Source organism: Sphingorhabdus sp., assembly GCF_040079335.1.
In the GTDB taxonomy this organism is placed as follows: domain Bacteria; phylum Pseudomonadota; class Alphaproteobacteria; order Sphingomonadales; family Sphingomonadaceae; genus Sphingorhabdus_B.
Genome location: NZ_JBEBKL010000011.1, coordinates 33,180 through 47,336, shown reverse-complemented (window position 1 = coordinate 47,336; position 14,157 = coordinate 33,180). Strand labels below are relative to the sequence as shown.

13 protein-coding genes are annotated in these 14,157 nt (G+C 59.1%); 5 read left to right on the top strand and 8 right to left on the bottom strand.

The window, feature by feature from the left end; all coding sequences use genetic code 11:
* Positions 1–76 precede the first annotated feature (76 nt).
* On the top strand, positions 77–1,126 hold the full coding sequence (locus ABL922_RS05265; protein WP_349023157.1) for an alpha/beta hydrolase: 1,050 nt from the start codon (positions 77–79) through the stop codon (positions 1,124–1,126).
* Positions 1,127–1,167: 41 nt separating this feature from the next.
* Here the strand turns inward: ABL922_RS05265 and ABL922_RS05260 are convergent, their stop codons facing one another.
* The 3 genes from ABL922_RS05260 to ABL922_RS05250 form a co-directional block, all read right to left on the bottom strand.
* Positions 1,168–2,229, bottom strand: a complete 1,062-nt coding sequence (locus tag ABL922_RS05260; RefSeq protein WP_349023156.1) for an ATP phosphoribosyltransferase regulatory subunit — start codon at positions 2,227–2,229, stop codon at positions 1,168–1,170.
* An 18-nt stretch (positions 2,230–2,247) separates the two neighbouring features.
* On the bottom strand, positions 2,248–3,831 hold the full coding sequence (gene serA / locus ABL922_RS05255) for a phosphoglycerate dehydrogenase (RefSeq protein ID WP_349023155.1): 1,584 nt from the start codon (positions 3,829–3,831) through the stop codon (positions 2,248–2,250).
* Positions 3,832–3,927: 96 nt separating this feature from the next.
* Positions 3,928–5,049, bottom strand: coding sequence for a phosphoserine transaminase (locus ABL922_RS05250; RefSeq protein ID WP_349023154.1), 1,122 nt, complete (start codon positions 5,047–5,049; stop codon positions 3,928–3,930).
* A 208-nt stretch (positions 5,050–5,257) separates the two neighbouring features.
* Between ABL922_RS05250 and ABL922_RS05245 the strand changes: the two genes are divergently transcribed.
* On the top strand, positions 5,258–5,908 hold the full coding sequence (locus ABL922_RS05245; protein WP_349023153.1) for an extensin family protein: 651 nt from the start codon (positions 5,258–5,260) through the stop codon (positions 5,906–5,908).
* A gap of 38 nt (positions 5,909–5,946) precedes the next feature.
* On the top strand, positions 5,947–6,822 hold the full coding sequence (locus ABL922_RS05240; protein WP_349023152.1) for a TIGR00730 family Rossman fold protein: 876 nt from the start codon (positions 5,947–5,949) through the stop codon (positions 6,820–6,822).
* Between the two features lie 41 nt (positions 6,823–6,863).
* Here ABL922_RS05240 and ABL922_RS05235 read toward each other — a convergent pair whose 3' ends face one another.
* Both ABL922_RS05235 and ABL922_RS05230 read right to left on the bottom strand, forming a co-directional pair.
* Positions 6,864–7,289 carry a cytochrome c family protein gene (locus ABL922_RS05235; RefSeq protein ID WP_349023151.1) on the bottom strand — a complete coding sequence of 142 codons (426 nt, stop codon included), beginning with the start codon at positions 7,287–7,289 and terminating at the stop codon, positions 6,864–6,866.
* Between the two features lie 16 nt (positions 7,290–7,305).
* Positions 7,306–7,944: a cytochrome c family protein gene (locus tag ABL922_RS05230; protein WP_349023150.1), complete on the bottom strand. Its 639-nt coding sequence runs from the start codon at positions 7,942–7,944 to the stop codon at positions 7,306–7,308.
* Positions 7,945–8,094: 150 nt separating this feature from the next.
* On the opposite strand from ABL922_RS05230, the gene ABL922_RS05225 reads away from it, so the two are divergent.
* Positions 8,095–8,988, top strand: coding sequence for a prephenate dehydratase (locus ABL922_RS05225; protein WP_349023170.1), 894 nt, complete (start codon positions 8,095–8,097; stop codon positions 8,986–8,988).
* On the opposite strand, the gene ABL922_RS05220 is transcribed toward ABL922_RS05225, so the two are convergent.
* Entirely contained in the window at positions 8,985–10,028 is a 1,044-nt protein-coding gene (locus tag ABL922_RS05220; protein ID WP_349023149.1) for an acyl-CoA desaturase, read from the bottom strand. The genes ABL922_RS05225 and ABL922_RS05220 overlap by 4 nt on opposite strands.
* A 172-nt stretch (positions 10,029–10,200) precedes the next feature.
* On the opposite strand from ABL922_RS05220, the gene ABL922_RS05215 reads away from it, so the two are divergent.
* Positions 10,201–10,716 (top strand): hypothetical protein, encoded by a 516-nt coding sequence (locus ABL922_RS05215; RefSeq protein ID WP_349023148.1) that lies wholly within the window; start codon positions 10,201–10,203, stop codon positions 10,714–10,716.
* 6 nt (positions 10,717–10,722) lie between these two features.
* Here ABL922_RS05215 and ABL922_RS05210 read toward each other — a convergent pair whose 3' ends face one another.
* Together ABL922_RS05210 and polA are read right to left on the bottom strand one after the other, a co-directional pair.
* Positions 10,723–11,274, bottom strand: coding sequence for a lipocalin family protein (locus tag ABL922_RS05210; RefSeq protein WP_349023147.1), 552 nt, complete (start codon positions 11,272–11,274; stop codon positions 10,723–10,725).
* Between the two features lie 62 nt (positions 11,275–11,336).
* Entirely contained in the window at positions 11,337–14,153 is a 2,817-nt protein-coding gene (gene polA / locus ABL922_RS05205; protein ID WP_349023146.1) for a DNA polymerase I, read from the bottom strand.
* Positions 14,154–14,157: the final 4 nt, after the last annotated feature.

Genomic DNA, 14,157 nt, shown 5'->3' with positions numbered 1-14,157 from the left:
GAAGGGATTCGCCGTGAGCCCCGTTAAGACGATGGACGCATACAGTCCACCCCAAAGAAAGTTGAAAGGGCAATAGATGCGTAAGTGGATAGTGACGGCCTCGACAATCGCGCTGGTGGCGACCGCCTGTCAGGCGCAGCGCGGCGACAGGCTGAGTCGCGAATGCCGCCGCGAGGTGGTTGAGCTGTGCGGCATGGATCGCGGCAAAATGCGCGAATGCCTGCAGACCAAAAGCAGCGAATTGTCGGAGAAATGCTCGGGCGAGATTATGGAACGCGTGAAGGCGCGCCTCGGCAATGACAAACGCAGCGCCAACCCGACCAACGACCGGCAATATGTCGCGCTGGGGGGCGTTGAACATGCCTATGGCAGCGATGACTTGCAGAAGCTGGATTTCTACAAGGCCAAGACAGAAGCCGCGCGCGCACCCTTGCTGATCTTCGTCCATCGCGGTGGGTGGAAGCGCGGCGACAAACGCAATGCGACCGGTAGCGACAAGGTGACGCACTATACGGGGCTTGGCTATCATATGGCGTCGATCAACTACCGCTTGGTGCCTGCGGCGACCGTTGAACAGCAAGGTGCCGATGTCGCGGCAGCCATCGCCTACCTCCTCAAAAATGCCGAAGAGTTCGGAATCGACCGGTCGCGCGTGGTTTTGATGGGGCATAGTGCAGGCGCGCATCTTTCGGCGCTGGTAGGCAGCGATCCGCAATATTTGCGTGGAGCGGGTCTCGATCTTGACGATCTGTCGGGCGTAATTCCCATCGACGGAGCGGCGTACGACGTGCCTGCTCAGATGAGCGAAGGCGCCAAGATCATGGGCGAAACCTATGTGCAGGCCTTTGGCACCGATCCTGCGCGGCAGAAGGCGCTATCACCTTATTGGCATGCGCAGGGGCCCAATGCGCCTGCCTTCCTGATCCTCCATGTCGATCGTGAAGATGGAAAACGTCAATCCGAAGCACTGGCCGACGCCTTGCGCAAGAGTGGCACCAAAGTGCAGATCAACGCGTTCGAGGGCAAAGGCTTGCAAGGCCACGCCGATATCAACCGTAAGCTCGGCGATCCGGCCTATCCGGCAACGCCGGTGGTGGATGCTTGGTTGAAGGGGATGTTCCGTTGATTATTTCTCCCCATCGCAAGTCGATGGGGAGGAAAATTTGTTCAAACAGGCTCAGGTCGCCCTTCGCGCAATACATGGGTGCAAATCTGCGCTTCGGCGTTATCGTCCTCGGTCAGTTGCGCGACAGTAACCCAACCCTCGGCGCGCAGGCTTGCGGCCTTTTGCGGCATTGTTCCGATAGGCAGAAACAGGCGGCGGCGTTCGCCTTGTGCAAGGCCAGCATCTATCAGCGGATCGATATAAGCGGAGAAGCCGATCGCTGGCTCCTTGCCAATGCGATAGGCCCCGCCGCGACCGATTTCGCCCGAGGCGTGGGCGGAGAAGAGTGAGAAGCCGAACCAGGTCTGATATTCGAACCCATGCCGTTCGGTTGGATCGAGGGTGACGCGCACATCGGCCGGCACGGCAGCGGCGATCGACTCAATCGCATCAAGCCGATCCTTGAGCTTGCCCTCACCATCAAAGGCGCGCATTCGATCCAGTGCATCGGGCAAGGCTCCGGCAGCTGCAATCAACGGCGCCAGTGCAGCTGGAACCGCGCCTGCATCCTTGGCATCGAGCGCAGCTTTCAACTCTTCCCTATCGCCTTTCGGTTTCAGGATATCGAGTAGGTCGGGCATGGTCAGGTCAAGGGTGATGTCCTTGACGCCTGCCGATTTCAGCCCTTCGATGGCAACTGTCACCACTTCGGTCGCAGCAGCCACGCTGTCGAGGCCGATCAGCTCCGCGCCCACCTGCATCATCTCACGCTCTGGGCGCAATTGCGTCGCGCGCAATTTCACCACCGGCCCGCCATAAGACAGGCGTACCGGGCGGGGATGGTGCCCCATGCGGGTCGAGGCAATCCGTCCGATCTGGCCGGTAATATCACTGCGCACCGCCATCGTTTCACCCGATACGGGATCGACAAAACGCAGGAGATCGCGCGCCGAAGTGCCGAGGCTGCCCGTCAGGCTCGCCTCATATTCGGCGAGCGGCGCCTGCACGCGCTCATAGCCATGGCTTGCTGCGGTATCGAGAATAGCACGCACCAACCGCGCCGAGGCATCGGCCTCAGGCGGCAGGCGGTCACGAAATCCGGTGGGCAGCAGGCTGTTGGTCATGAGGCGCGCCTTAGCACATCAGAAGCGCAACGCCATCGCGCGCTTCACGCCCGGCAGGTTGTGGATCGCCTCCAACGTGGCAGCAGGCACCGGCGTATCGACCGAGAGCAGCAGCACAGCAACGCCACCGGCTTCCTGACGGCCAAGGTGGAAGGTTCCGATATTGATACCGGCTTCGCCCAATGTCGTGCCCAGACGACCGATGAAACCGGGCGCGTCCTGATTGACGACGTAGAGCATATTGCCTTCAAGATCGGCCTCTACCTTCACGCCAAACAGTTCGACAAGACGAGGTGTAGCGTTGCTGAAAATCGTGCCAGCCACCGAACGCTCGCCAATGTCCGTCTTCACCGATACGCGCACCAGCGTGTGGTAATCGCCTTCGCGATCATGGCGGATTTCGCGGATGTCGAAGCCGCGTTCCTTCGCGAGATAGGGCGCGTTGACCATGTTCACCGCGTCAGAGAAGCGGCGCATGAAACCGGCGAGCACGGCAGCTGTAATCGGCTTGATGTTGAGTTCGGCGGCCGCGCCTTCAACCTCGATGCTGATCTGCGTCAGATCACCATGCTGCAACTGCCCGATGAGCGAACCCAATTGCTGGGCAAGCGCCATATAGGGCTTCAGCTTCGGCGCTTCCTCGGCACTCAGGCTCGGCATGTTGAGCGCGTTGGTGACGCCGCCATTGACCAGATAGTCCGCCATCTGCTCGGCAACCTGCAATGCCACATTAACCTGCGCTTCGTTGGTTGATGCGCCCAGATGCGGGGTGCAGATGAAATTGGGGGTGCCGAACAGCGGGCTGTCCTTCGCCGGTTCGGTTTCGAACACGTCAAGCGCCGCACCAGCCACATGGCCGCTGTCGAGCGCTTCCTTCAGCGCCACTTCGTCAACCAGCCCGCCACGCGCGCAGTTGATAATGCGCACGCCCTTTTTGCACTTGGCGATATTGGCGGCAGATAAGATGTTGCGCGTCTGGTCGGTTAGCGGCGTGTGCAGGGTGATGAAATCGGCCTTCGCCAGCAATGTGTCGAGATCGGCCTTTTCCACGCCCATTTCAATGGCGCGTTCCGGCGTCAGGAAGGGATCGAAGGCGACGACCTTCATCTTCAGGCCAAGCGCGCGGCTGGCAACGATGCTGCCGATATTGCCGGCGCCAATCAGGCCAAGTGTCTTGCCGGTCACTTCGACGCCCATGAAGTCATTCTTGGGCCATTTGCCCGCCTGCGTCTGCTCATTGGCTTCAGGGATCTGCCGGGCGAGCGCGAACATCAGCGCGATGGCATGTTCGGCGGTGGTGATCGAGTTACCGAACGGCGTATTCATCACGACCACGCCCTTGGCAGACGCGGCGGGGATATCGACATTGTCGACGCCGATACCGGCGCGGCCAACAACCTTCAAATTGGTTGCTGCTTCGAGGATTTCTTTGGTGACTTTGGATGAACTGCGAATCGCAAGGCCATCATATTGGCCAATAATTGCTTTCAGCTCTTCGGAGGTTTTACCGGTGATGACATCAACGTCACAGCCACGCTCCTGAAAGATCAGGGCGGCATTGGGGTCCATCTTGTCAGAGATGAGTACGCGGGGTTTGGTCATGATTTTGTTCCTAAAATACCGTAGGGCTGAGCCTGTCGAAGCCCGGCTCTCGGCTGAAAAGCGCCCTTCGACAAGCTCAGGGCTACGGTGAATCTATTAAGAGTTCAGCGACTCAAAGGCCCAGTCGAGCCATGGCCCGAGTGCCTCGATATCAGCCGTGTCGACGGTCGCGCCGCACCAGATACGCAGGCCGGGAGGGGCATCGCGGTATCCGGCGATGTCATAGGCCGCACCTTCGGCTTCGAGCAGCCCTGCTAATTTCTTGATGAAATCCGCATCAGCACCTTCAACTGATAGGCAAACGCTGGTTTTGGAGCGAATACCACTATCGGCCGCCAGATGGCTTAGCCAGGCGCGGTCGGCGACAATCTTGTCGAGCGCGTGGGCATTGGCATTGCTGCGCGCCTGCAAGCCCTTCAATCCGCCCAGGCCCTTGGCCCATTCGAGAGCGAAGATCGCGTCTTCGACAGCCAGCATCGACGGAGTGTTGATCGTTTCACCCTTGAACACGCCTTCGGCCAGCGCACCCTTTGACATCAGGCGGAACACCTTGGGCAGCGGCCATGCAGGGGTATATTCTTCGAGGCGCTGCACGGCGCGGGGGCCGAGGATCAGGACGCCATGGCCGCCCTCTCCGCCCAGAACCTTTTGCCAGCTAAAGGTGGCGACATCGATCTTGTCCCACGGAATGTCATAGGCAAAAACCGCGCTGGTCGCATCAGCAAAGGACAGACCTTCACGATCGTCAGGGATCCATTCGCCATCGGGAACGCGCACGCCAGATGTGGTGCCGTTCCAGGTGAAGAGAACGTCGTCGGTCCAATCGACTTTGTCGAGATCGGGTAGCTGGCCATAATCGGCGCGGTGCACCTTGGGCTCCAGCTTCAATTGTTTGACCGCGTCAGTAACCCAGCCCTCGCCAAAGCTTTCCCAAGCGAGTGCCGTCACGCCACGCGCGCCGAGCATGGTCCACATCGCCATTTCAAAGGCGCCGGTGTCCGAACCGGGTACGATGCCGATGCGGTGCGTATCGGGAAGCTGCAGCACTTCGCGCATCAGATCGATGCAATATTGCAGGCGCGACTTGCCGATTTTCGCACGGTGCGAACGGCCGAGTGATTCGGTGTTAAGTTTGGAAGCTTCCCAGCCCGGCGGCTTTGCGCAGGGACCAGAGGAAAAATAGGGGCGGGCCGGTTTGGCCGCGGGTTTACTCGTCATGTCATTCTCTCCTTGCAGAGAGCTCGCGCGGCGTTGGGACCGCGTGGCCCGGCGCCGCGTTTAGGGACGACCCCGGGAATGTCAAATATATTCTCCTACCTACCTCCAGCGGGAGCAGCAGAACAGGGCGGCAGTCATATCTGGATTTGCGGCCAACCGTTGGCGCCATTTACCCATTGTTAACCATGCTGCTTACATTTTATTACATATGGTACGCAGCGCATCCATCTTGCTTCTTGCCCTTCTGGTCACCGCATGCGGCGGGCGTTCGGAACGTGAGGTGGTGCGTCGCGACAATGATGTTTTCCGCAGCGAGCCGGCACGCGTATGCCTGTCGACGCTGAAAGCGGCCAATGTTCGCTTCACCCCCCTGCCCAATCAGAGCTTTACCGGCGGATGCCAGACAATCGACACGGTCAAGCTGATGTCGTTCGGGACAGAGGCGACCAATTTGGGGGCAATGACTTGTCCGCTCGCGGCCAATTTCACCGCATGGGCCAAACATGCGGTAGCACCTGCCGCCAAAGCCTATCTAGGCAGCGACGTGGTCCGCATCGAAACCATGGGCACCTATAATTGCCGCAACATCAATGGCGGGCGCAGCGGGCGGTTATCGCAGCACGCTTTTGGTAATGCCGTCGATGTCTCGGCCTTCATTCTCAAAGACGGACGCCGCATTTCGGTGCTTAGCGGCTGGAATGGCAAGGCCGATGAACGCGCCTTTCTGCGCCGCCTTCACCAATCGGCGTGCAAGCGTTTTGGCACAGTATTGGGGCCGGATTATAACGCTGCGCATGCCAATCACCTCCATTTCGACATGGCGCAATCGATGAAGGATGGCAGCGCCTTTTGTCGCTGAGGGGTGGATATTCATACCCAATCGTCTATCAGGCGGGCATGACACAAAAAGACTTGAAAGACCGCCGCTTCTACAAAGCGAAGCAAGAAGCCAAATTTGCCAAGGACCTGACCCCCCAGACCCTGCAAACGCAGAGCAAATCCTATAAGCTCGCGTTTCAGGACAATGAGTTCCTGCTGCGCGAAGAATTGCGCCCGGTGCGCTTTCAGCTTGAATTGCTCAAGCCCGAAATGCTGCTCGACGAGGCCAAGGTGGCGTCAACGCTCGTGGTCTATGGATCGGCGCGCATCCCTTCGCCGGAGAAAGCCGACGCGCTGTTGGCCGCTGCAACCGACGATCGCAGCCGGACGATAGCCGAAAGACTGAAAGCCAATTCGCATTATTACGATGAAGCCCGCAAGCTCGGCCAGCTCGCCAGCAGTTGCGGTATCAAGGACGAGCATGGCAACCGTCACTTCGTCGTATGCTCGGGCGGCGGTCCGTCTATTATGGAAGCGGCCAATCGCGGTGCGCGCGATGTCGGCGCCGACACAATCGGCCTAAACATCGTTCTGCCGCACGAACAAGCGCCGAATGAATATGTGACCCCGGACCTCAGCTTCCAGTTCCACTATTTCGCTTTGCGCAAAATGCACTTCCTGCTCCGCGCCCGCGCGGTGGCGGTCTTCCCCGGTGGCTTTGGCACCTTTGACGAATTTTTCGAACTGCTGACGCTGGTTCAGACCGGCAAGATCGAACCGATGCCAATCCTGCTGTTCGGCAAGGCGTTCTGGGAGCGGGTGATCAATTTCGAGGAGCTGATGCTCGAAGGTGTGATCAGCCCCAAGGATCTGGATCTGTTCCAGTTCGTCGAAACCGCCGAAGACGCCTGGCGCGAAATCTCTATCTTTTACGAGCTTGAGGCGTGTGATTGAATGATCGTCACCCCGGCGCAGGCCGGGGCGACTTTTAAAGCTTACTTCTGCTCTTTGAGCCAGCTGATAAGCGCCTTGCGTTCTTCGGCATTGTTGAGGCCGGCAAAGGCCATTTTGGTGCCGGGAACGACCTTGCGCGGATTTTCGAGATAAGCGTCGAGGGTCGCTTCATCCCAGACTCCGCCCTTCGCCTTCATCGCCGGCGAATAGTTGAAGCCTTCAACCGAAGCGACGGCCTTGCCGACTATACCGTGCAGGTTCGGACCGACGCCATTGGGCGCACCCTTTTCAACCTTGTGGCAGGCAGCGCATTTGGCGAAGCTTTTCTCGCCAGAAACTTCGGCTGTTGCGGCAGGTGCAGCTTCAACGGCTTCAGTAGCCTCAGGCGCGGCGGTTTCGCTCTGCTCCGAACCACCACAAGCCGCCAGCGCGACCAGCACCGGGGCGATCATTGTAAATTTGCGCATAACTTATGCTCCCTGTTTATTTGGCCGGAGCGGCTGCGGCCTCCTTGGCGGCGTCAGCCGGAGCGGCGGCAGCCGCGTCTCCACCTTCTGCCGGGGCAGCGCCCTCTGCAGGCGCAGCTTCAGCTGCAGGAGCCGCGGGTAGCGGCAAGTTCGAGCCCTGTGCGTTGAGATACAGCAACAAGGCAGCACGCTCTTCGGGATTGCCAAGACCGGCAAAGCTCATCTTGGTGCCCGGCGCATATTTTTTCGGGTTGGCGAGCCATTTGTTCATGCCTTCCCAATCCCAATTGCCCGGAACGCTCTTCAACGCGTCCGAATAAGCGAAACCGGCAACATGGCCATGCGCCTTGCCCATAGTGGCATACAGATTGGGGCCAACGCCATTGGCGCCACCCTGATTGACAGTATGGCAGGCCTTGCACTTGGCAAAGATCGCTTCGCCCTTGGCGGGATCGGCAGTCGCGAGCAAAGTTGCGAGCGGAACTTCGGCGGCACCGCCGCCTTCACCGCTTTCGACGCCCTGGATCACATAGCCTTGTTTGCCTTCACCGGGCACTTCGCTGTGAATGATCTTGCCGAATAGGATCGACGAACCGAGAGCGGCAATGCCCGCTGCCAAGGCCCAGCCTGCGATGGTGTTGTTGCGATCTGCCATGATGAAACGCCCTGAATATTCGCTATGGCCCGCACAAGCGCGCGGGGCCGGTTGATTCCCCTCGCCCCTCTAGTTTGCTAAGCTGGACGGTGCAATAGGCCAAATCCCGCTTGCCCACGCCTTTTGACTGCCCTATCGGCCAGCCCCGATATGGAGAGCTTCCCCAAGAGCGCCCTCGCCCGCGTCGAGGAAATGACCAAGGCCGCCGCAGCCGACCCCGCGCGTGCGGTTTCCTTTCAGGGTGCGCCCGGCGCCAACTCGCATCTGGCCGCGCTCGAAGTCGACCCCGATTGCTTGCCGGTGCCCTGCTTTTCATTCGAAGACGCGATCGATGCGGTAAAAGAAGGGCGTGCCGCGCGCGCCGTGATCCCCATTGAAAATTCGCTGCACGGGCGGGTTGCCGATATCCATTTCCTGCTGCCTGAAAGCGGGCTTTCGATCATTGGGGAGCATTTCATGCGCATCCGCCATTGTCTGATGGCAAAGCATGCCGATGCCAAGCTGACCACCGCGATGAGCCACCCCCAAGCTCTCGGCCAATGCCGCCACTATCTGCGCGCAAACGGAATCACGCCAATCGCCTATGCCGATACGGCGGCAGCCGCTGCCTTTGTGGCAGACAGCGACGACGAAGGCGCGGCCGCCGTCGCACCGCCGATTGCAGCGGGCATTTACGGACTGGAGATGATCCAGGAAGGCATCGAGGACGATGACCGCAATACCACACGGTTCGTCGTGCTCTCCCGCGATCCTGTAACTCCAAACGCCGACGATGGCACCTTGATGACGACCTTCATCTTTGAGGTGAAGAACATACCCGCCGCGCTCTACAAGGCGATGGGCGGATTTGCTACCAATGGCGTCAACATGACCAAGCTCGAAAGCTATCAAAATGGCGCGAGTTTTGCGGCGACAGAGTTTTTCGCCGACATTGAAGGCGCGCCCGGCAACCCTGCAGTCGACCGTGCGCTCGAGGAGCTTGCCTTCCACTGTAACAAGGTGCGCCTGCTCGGGACCTACAAGCAGGAACGCAAACGGGGTTAGGAAACGGCTTCGTCGGCCTTGGCGGGTTCGGCGAAGTTCATCACGGGTTTGCCTTCCAGTTGATGCGGATCAGGATGGCCTGCAGCGCGGTATTTATCGCGCTTTTGCACATTCCAGACCAATCCTAGCTTGCCCAATGTTTCGATGGTCCAGCCGTTGAAATCCAGTTCCCACCAACTGACATGGTTGCTCGCCGCACGCGGTTGGGCATGGTGGTTGTTGTGCCAGCCATCACCCAAAGTCAGTATGGAAATGAACCAGTTATTGGTCGCTTTTCCAACATCATGATAGCGGCGATAACCGAAATAATGCGCCAGACTGTTGGTGCCCATCACGCCATTCAAGAAGATGAAGGTGCGCAAAAAGCCGCCGATCAGAACGGTGCCCACGACATGTTCGGGCCCACCAAAGGCCAACGCCCAGCCCGCAGGCAGGATGACCAGCGAAAAGGCAACCCACAGCCAGCGCGTCTTGTGACAGAACTCGACAACAGGATCGCCAACCAGCCCTTTGCCATATAGCCGCATATCGGTGTGCGCATTGTCCCACAGCCAGCCGAGATGCCCGATCAACAATCCTTTGAAGGGACCCATCTTGCGACCGTGGCCGTCGATATGCGGGCTGTGAATATCGCCGATTTCATCGGAAAAGGCGTGGTGACGCCGATGGTCTGCCGCCCATTTTTTGACCGACCCCTGACAGGCCATCTGCCCGCAAATGCCGATCAGATAGCGCATCCATATCGAGGTTTCGAACGAACGGTGCGTGAAATACCGATGAAAGCCACAGGATAGGCCATAGTTGATGATCAGATAGCCGGATATAAAGGCCGACCATTCGACCCAGCCGCTCGGCTGGGTGAACATCCACCAGATCGCCGCCATAGCACCGCCAACCTGCAGCACCGCGAGGATGCTATATTCGATCTGTTTGGCGCGCGCAGCAGGGCCGCCGACGAGAACGCCCGGGTGCGGTTGCCCCCTGCCTTCCAATTCCCATTTTCGGTCGCTTGGATACAAGCCGGTTGTCGTTCGTGGCATGTGCGTCCCTCTGAATTCACGCGACACGCGTCGCTGGTTGGAGCCACCATGTGTAAAATTGCGTCATTGTTAACGCCGCTGTCAATCACGTTAACGGCGTTTGTGCGACGAACCGAGCTTGACGGCTCACCATGACTGTATTATCTATATAACACACATGGAGGTTTTATCGATGAAATATGCCCTGATCGCCTTGCCGCTTGCGCTTGGATTGGCTGCGTGCGGTGCCAAGGAAGAGCCTGAGGAAGGCACCACCGTCAATATCGACGCCACAACTGATAAAGGCTCGACCGTCAAGATCACTGCAGACGGCAAAACGGGCAATGTCGGGTTCAAGGTTCCTGGATTCGATACCAATATCCGTCTGCCGAAAAAGCTGCTCGACGACAGCAATTTCGACATTGACGGCGTGAAACTCTATCCGGGTTCGACCGTCGAAACGGTCAATATCACCGCCAATGACAAGGGCGGCAAAGATGAGCAGACCGATGTCCGCATCGGCTTCACTTCCCCGGCCGATCCTGCAAAAGTCAGTGGCTGGTTCAAGGATCAATTCGGCAAGCAGTCGATCAAGGCTGAAGGCGATGCAGCCAAGCTGACCGGCACCACGAAGGACGGCGAAGCCTTCACCATCGAACTGACCGAGAAAGACGGCAAGACTGCCGGTCTCGTCAATATCCGCAAATAAGCCGGTTTAGCTGGCGGGTTGCTGGGTTATCCTGAGCAACCCGACATCATATCCCAGTTCGGCGGCCCGCGCTTTCATACGATTGAGCGTCGCCGCACCGGGATAGGGCTGGCGATGCAGCAGCCACAAATAGCGTCCGCTCGGTTCGCCGACGATCGACCAGCTATAGTCCTCGGCATGGTCGAGCACCCAATAATCGCCGTAAAATGGCCCGAAGAAGGAGACGCGCAATTTGGCGTTCTGGCTGCCTTCGACGACCTTGGCCTTTCCATTGGCCTGCTTGCTTTTGCCCTGCAGCGATCCCTGCAGGCAGGTGTTGATCACTTTGATCCGCCCGGGTGCCGTCAGGCTGTAATCCGCAGTGACGCCCTCACAATCCTTCTGAAATCCCGCTTCATAGCGGGCAAGCTCATACCAGCGCCCCAGATAGCGATCGACCTCGACCGCCTTCGCAGGTTCGGGAACGGCGCGATTACCGACCGGGCCGGCCTCAAAAGTGGAACAACCGGCCAAAGCCAATATGGCTGTGGTGATGACGAGTGCTTTGCGCTTTTTCATACCAATCAAGGTGGTGCACACCGACCATGGTTACAAGGCGGGAGAAATCCCCATATGCCTGTTCAATGCGCGGCGCCCCAGCTTGAGCCTGTGCCGATTTCAACGCCTAGAGGAACCGACAGCTTGACCAACGGTTCTGCCGCGCTTGCCATCACGGCTTCGATCACCTTGCTCGCGGCAGGCACATCATCCTCAGGCAGTTCGAACACCAGTTCGTCATGAACTTGCAGCAGCATTTTGACATTGGGCAGACCCACCTCGATCAAGGCAGGCCCCATGCGCACCATCGCGCGCTTGATGATGTCGGCGCTGGTGCCCTGAATCGGCGCGTTGATTGCTGCACGCTCGCTGCCCTGCCGCTCGGCCTGGCTTTGCGAGGTGATGCGCGGGAACCAACATTTGCGGCCGAACAGGGTCGTGGTGAAGCCGGTTTCTTTCACGCTCGCCAGCGTTTCCTGAATATAGGCGCTGATACCCGGAAAGCGTTTGAAATAGGCGTCGATCAGCTGTTGCGCCTCTTCCGAGCTCGACTCGAGCCGCTTTGCCAGCCCCCAGCGCGAAATGCCGTAAAGGATCGAGAAGTTGATCGTCTTCGCCCGACCGCGAGTATCGCGGTTGACCTCTCCAAACAGTTCGCGCGCGGTGCGGGCGTGGATATCCTCGCCCTGCTCGAAGGCTTCGCGCAACGGCCCGACATCGGCCATATGCGCCGCCAGACGCAACTCGATCTGGCTATAATCGGCAGACAAGATGACATTGCCGGGCTCCGCCACAAAAGCGTCCCTGATCTGCCGCCCGGTTTCGGTGCGGATCGGGATATTCTGCAGGTTCGGATCGGTCGAGGCCAGACGACCGGTCTGCGCACCGACCAGGCTATAGCTGGTATGAACCCGCCCGGTCTTCGCGTTAATCTGTTCCTGCAAACTGTCGGTATAGGTTGATTTCAGCTTCGCCAGCTGCCGCCAATCGAGCACCTTGCGCGCAATTTCGACGCCCTGCCCTGCCAGATCCTCGAGCACGGTGACATCGGTCGAATATTGCCCCGACTTACCTTTCTTGCCCCCCTTGTGGCCCAATTTGTCAAACAGGATCGCGCCCAATTGTTGCGGACTGCCAATGGTGAAGGGCTGGCCAGCAAGCCCGTGAATTTCTTTTTCGAGTATCTCCATCTGTGCCGCAAATTCGGTCGACAGCCTGGCCAGAACAGTGCGGTCGACCTTTATCCCCGCACATTCCATCTGGCTCAGCACCGGCACCAATGGCCGGTCGACCAGTTCATAGACGCGCGTCACCTTTTCAGGCGCCAGACGCAGCTTCAGATGGTGCCACAGTCGCAGTGTGACATCTGCGTCTTCGGCAGCATATTTGGTTGCCTCGACCAGTGGCACTTCGGCAAAGCCAATCTGGCTCTTGCCGGTGCCGGTGAGTGATTTGTAGCTGATCGGTTTATGCCCGAGCCAAAGCTCGGACAGTTCATCCATCCCATGCCCCTGCCGTCCCGCATCAAGCGCGAAGCTCATCACCATCGTGTCGTCGAAGGGCGCAATGGTCAGGCCGTGCTGGCGCAGTACCGACATGTCATATTTGAGATTCTGCCCGATCTTGAGGACGCTCTCGTCCTCCAGCAATGGCTTCAACCGCGCCAACGCGGCATCCAGCGGGATCTGATCGGGCTTTTCGGCGAACATATCGGTTCCGCCATGCGCGAGCGGCACGTAACAGGCCGTGCCAGGGGCGGTCGCTAGACTGAATCCCACCAACCGCGCGGTCACAGCCTCCAGGCTATCGGTCTCGGTGTCGAAGCCGACCACGCCGACCTTAGTCGCTTCGGCGATCCAGTGTTCGAGCCGGTCGAGCGTGGTCACGCATTCATATTTGCTGGCGTCGATAGGCGGCATCGGTGCGGGCGTTGCGGCTTTGCCTGTCTCGACCGCCTGCGCTCCACCGTCACCCTTACGCTCGGCCTTGGGCTGGCCTGCAATCGCCTTGTTTGCCGACGCAGTGTCGCTGGTTTTGCCGATGCGGTTGAGCAGCGAGCGGAAGCCATGCTCCTCAAGGAAAGGCCGCAACGGTTCTTCGGGGATCGGACCCAGCGCCATATCTTCCAGCGCGATCGGCAGCGGGCAATCTTCTTTCAGCGTCACCAGCACTTTGGAAAGCCGCGCCAGTTCGGCATGCTCGATTAGATTGTCGCGCATCTTCGATGGCTTCATATCTGGCGCTGCTGCCAGCACTGCTTCGAGATTGCCAAATTCGGTGATCAGCTTGGTCGCGGTCTTCGGGCCGATACCCGGAACGCCCGGGACATTGTCCGAACTGTCGCCCATCAGCGCGAGGACATCGCCGACCAGTTCGGGGCCGACGCCGAATTTCTCGATCACCTCTTCGCGCCCGATGCGCTTGTCCTTCATCGTGTCGAACATGTCGACGCCGTCGCCGACGAGTTGCATCAGATCCTTGTCCGAAGAGATGATCGACACATCCCACCCCGCCGCACGCGCAGCAATAGTATAGCTTGCGATCATGTCGTCCGCCTCGACATTCTCCTCCTCGATCATCGGCAGCGAGAAAGCGAGCGTGGCATCACGGATCAGCGGGAATTGGGGGCGGAGATCTTCGGGTGCTGGTGGACGGTTGGCTTTATACTGATCGTAAATCTCGTTACGGAAACTGGTGCCTGCCTTGTCGAGCACTACTGCCATGTGTGTGGGCCCGTCAGCAGCGTGCAGGTCGCTGGCGAGCTTCCACAGCATGTTCGAATAGCCCGCAACGGCTCCCACCGGCACGCCCGCCGGATTGGTCAGCGGCGGCAAGCTGTAATAAGCGCGGAAGATATAGGCGGAACCGTCAACGAGGTAGAGATGCTTGTGATCAGACATGCCG

Bases quoted from the DNA above. Each gene is read 5' to 3' on its own strand.
- ABL922_RS05265 (WP_349023157.1), top strand. From the start codon at position 77: ATGCGTAAGTGGATAGTGACGGCCTCGACAATCGCGCTGGTGGCGACC.
- ABL922_RS05260 (WP_349023156.1), bottom strand. From the start codon at position 2,229: ATGACCAACAGCCTGCTGCCCACCGGATTTCGTGACCGCCTGCCGCCT.
- serA (WP_349023155.1), bottom strand. From the start codon at position 3,831: ATGACCAAACCCCGCGTACTCATCTCTGACAAGATGGACCCCAATGCC.
- ABL922_RS05250 (WP_349023154.1), bottom strand. From the start codon at position 5,049: ATGACGAGTAAACCCGCGGCCAAACCGGCCCGCCCCTATTTTTCCTCT.
- ABL922_RS05245 (WP_349023153.1), top strand. From the start codon at position 5,258: ATGGTACGCAGCGCATCCATCTTGCTTCTTGCCCTTCTGGTCACCGCA.
- ABL922_RS05240 (WP_349023152.1), top strand. From the start codon at position 5,947: ATGACACAAAAAGACTTGAAAGACCGCCGCTTCTACAAAGCGAAGCAA.
- ABL922_RS05235 (WP_349023151.1), bottom strand. From the start codon at position 7,289: ATGCGCAAATTTACAATGATCGCCCCGGTGCTGGTCGCGCTGGCGGCT.
- ABL922_RS05230 (WP_349023150.1), bottom strand. From the start codon at position 7,944: ATGGCAGATCGCAACAACACCATCGCAGGCTGGGCCTTGGCAGCGGGC.
- ABL922_RS05225 (WP_349023170.1), top strand. From the start codon at position 8,095: ATGGAGAGCTTCCCCAAGAGCGCCCTCGCCCGCGTCGAGGAAATGACC.
- ABL922_RS05220 (WP_349023149.1), bottom strand. From the start codon at position 10,028: ATGCCACGAACGACAACCGGCTTGTATCCAAGCGACCGAAAATGGGAA.
- ABL922_RS05215 (WP_349023148.1), top strand. From the start codon at position 10,201: ATGAAATATGCCCTGATCGCCTTGCCGCTTGCGCTTGGATTGGCTGCG.
- ABL922_RS05210 (WP_349023147.1), bottom strand. From the start codon at position 11,274: ATGAAAAAGCGCAAAGCACTCGTCATCACCACAGCCATATTGGCTTTG.
- polA (WP_349023146.1), bottom strand. From the start codon at position 14,153: ATGTCTGATCACAAGCATCTCTACCTCGTTGACGGTTCCGCCTATATC.